Origin of the sequence: Kitasatospora sp. NPDC059817, from assembly GCF_042731835.1 — a bacterium.
In the GTDB taxonomy this organism is placed as follows: Bacteria; Actinomycetota; Actinomycetes; order Streptomycetales; family Streptomycetaceae; genus Kitasatospora.
The window spans coordinates 1-3081 of record NZ_JBHWIR010000372.1; the positions used below are offsets into that span (position 1 = coordinate 1).

The following is a 3081-nucleotide window of genomic DNA, read 5'->3' on the forward strand; positions in this document are numbered from 1 at the left end:
CCCCCCCCCCCCACCCCCCGCCGCGCCCGGGGGGCGGGGCCCGGGGGGGGTGTGGCGCCACCGGTGTCGGGGGCGGCGCACCCCCCCCCGACACCCCGGGCCCGGCCGGGTCAGCGCCAGTCGAGTCCGAGCGCGGCGAGCTGGTCGAGTTGCTCGCCGGTCAGCTTCGCCCGGCGGGTCTTGGTGTTGGAGATCCACACCCCGAGCTTCACCTCCACCGTGCCGCCGTCGCCGCCCGGGATCTCCTCCACGTGCTGGCGCGGCACGGTCACCGACCCGGCCCGCTCCCGGTACCGGGCAAGCGCGACCAGCCCGCGGTCGAACGCGCTCACCTTCCCAGCGCCGGTCTTGCGCCCACCCGCTGCGCCCTTCCCCTGGCCTTCCCCGCCAGCGGCCGGGGCCGCCAGCGGCTCGACGCCGAGTGCGGCCAGGCGCTGCTGCTGCTCGTCCATCAGGCCGTGCCAGACGACGCGCTGACGCTGGCGCTCCAGCCACCGGCCGACATCCAGCCCGTGCACCGTCACCCCGGGCAGCAGGTCCGCCGGCTGCGCCCCGCCCTGGACGCACTCGGTCACGGCGGCGTAGTGGCGCTGCCAGTCCAGCGGCCACCCGGGGTTCCAGTCCGGATCGATCCCGGCCAGGGCTTCCACCCGGTCGGGACGCCCGTCCAGGACGCCGGGGCGGCGCTGGTTGGACAGCCACTGCCCCACCGGCTTGTCCAACGCGGTGGCGGTACGGGGAGCGGCCAGCGTGCCGTGGTGCTCGAAGTGGACCCGGCACGCGGCCAAGTTCTCCTCCCACGCGGCGTCCAGTGGGTCCCACACCATCCCCAACGCTTCCAGCCGCTCGACCCGCTTGCCCTCCATCTCCCCGGCCGCGTACGCCTTGCGCTGCTCACTCACCCAGTGCCCCAACGGGTACGCCTTCGCGTACTCCAACCCCTCCCTCGCGGCCTCGCGGTGGTCGAACGGCACCCGCAGATGCCCCTCCCGCCTGTAGTACTTCTCGGCCGCCGACCAACCACGAGCCCAGTCCTGCCGCTCCGTGTCGATCACATTGAACGACACCCACCGCGCAACCATCACCGGATCCCTGGGAGCCGAGAAACGCAGCAGCATCCGGCTTTCCTGCTCACCCTCCTGCGGCTCCGGACCGATATCAAACGACGGCTCAACCACATTCGTCTGCTCGACCTGAGGAATCGCCAGCAATTCCACGGCCTCCTCATCATGAGCCCGCAAAGCCTGCAACACATTCACCAAAGGCCGGTAACTCCCAGAGGTGAACATGTCCTGCGGTGCCTCGCCCTCCTTGAGGAACACCGGCACGATCAACGACGCCAGCTTCCCCTCACCGGGCTGCTGCCGCAGCGCCCGCCCGACCGCCTGCACGATGTCGTGCGGCGCCCCCTTCGGATCCAACAGCGCCACCGAGTCCACCGCCCTGATGTCCACGCCCTCACCCAGCACCCGACACTGCGCCAGCACCGCCCGCCGCGCGCTGCGCCCGAACTCCGCCAGCACCCGCTGGCGCCTCTCGCCGGCGTGCTCGCCCTTAAGCCAGTCCGCCCAGACCCGCTCCGGGTAGAACTCGGGGTCACCAGCGTGCAGCTTCCCCGCCACGGCCGACAGGCCCTCCGCGAACGCCTGCGCCTCGATGATCCGATGGTGGAAGGTGATCATCGTCTGCAACCCGTGCTGCGCCATGGTGTGGAGCATCGCGGCCTGGAGCGCGCCGAGCCGCTGCCCGCGGATCTCCTCGCTGCGCTTCTCGGGGCTCATGAGCTTCTCGGGGGTGACGACCGGGTCGGTGAGCTCGACGACGATGATCTGGTAGCGGGCGAGCAGGCCTCGCTTCACCGCCTCTGACAGTGGTAGCTTCCACGCCACCGGCCCGAAGATCGCCTCGTCGTCCATGGACGCGGCCATCTCCTGCGGCAACCGCTCAAGCCGCTCCCCCTCCCGCAGCTCCCACGACGGTGCCGGCCTCTCCTGCCAGATACGCGGGGTCGCCGTCGCGTACAGGCGCCGTGCCGCCGGGATCACGTCCTGGTGGTGGATATCCGCCCACGCCTTCCCCAGACTCCCCGACGTGCGGTGCGCCTCGTCGACCACGGCTAGGTCCAGCGGGTCCAGGCTCTTGCCGTAGGCGCCCTCGAAGGCCTCCGCGAGCACCCCCAGCGAGCTGTAGGTCGCGAAGATGGTCACCGGCCCCGAGCCGTGCCACATCGCCAGCCGGATCGGGTTCGTCGTGCACCGCACGTCCATCGACCACAGCTCGACGTCGTCCTCCATCGAGCACACCGCGACCGCCGGCCCCGTGTGCCCGACCTCCCGCCACGCCTTGATGGTCTGCCCCAGCAACGCCAGCGTCGGCACCAGCACGAGCACCCGGCCACGCGGCACCATCCGCCGCGCGGCAGCCGCGCAGATGTACGTCTTCCCGGTCCCGCAGGCCGCGTGAATCTGTGCCCGCAGCCCGTCCGCCGGAATCGCCCTGCCCGGCGGGATGTCCAGCGCGCGAATGATCGCGTCGACCGCCTCGATCTGGTGGTCACGCAACTCGATGGGCATGTCCCCGATCCTTCCATGGAATGCTGGAGGGGATTTTCCTTGACCGCACGAAGCCCGCAAGAGAGCCGAATACGGGGGTGTGCCTGCAACACTGACTCTACACAGTGCATCGCTTTGATGCATCAGGCTTGCTGAAGGTTCCCGATCCAGGGTGATGTACGGCGCTATTCGGGAATGAAACCGGCCCGGAGGTGGCATGTTTCTCGGACGATGATTTTGGGGGTGGGTGGTGACGGGCGCTCAGGGTGGGCGGAGCGAAGCGGAGTCCACCAGGCTCGACAGATAGGGGCGGGCGTTGGCATTGACCTGTTGTGAGGTGGGGGGAGGTCAAATGGTGGGATGTGGACCGGAGTTGCTGGGCCTACACAGTACACGAGTGATGCACTGCTGCCGGTTAGCTCATCGAATTCCGCTTGCGGAATTCAGTTCCCCCGCTTGCGGGGGAACACGCCGGAGCGAAGCGGAGGCGTGACCTACCGCTGGATTTCCATCGGGGAATAACGCATGC

The 3081-nt window shown here is 69.7% G+C and carries 1 protein-coding gene; it reads right to left on the minus strand.

The window, feature by feature from the left end; genetic code table 11:
* Window positions 1–110 precede the first annotated feature (110 nt).
* Window positions 111–2573, minus strand: coding sequence for a Helicase associated domain protein (locus tag ACFV61_RS35350; protein ID WP_380496226.1), 2463 nt, complete (start codon window positions 2571–2573; stop codon window positions 111–113).
* Window positions 2574–3081: the final 508 nt, after the last annotated feature.

What these genes read in the sequence shown, in the direction of transcription:
- ACFV61_RS35350 (WP_380496226.1), bottom strand. Translation starts at nt 2,573, where the DNA reads ATGCCCATCGAGTTGCGTGACCACCAGATCGAGGCGGTCGACGCGATC.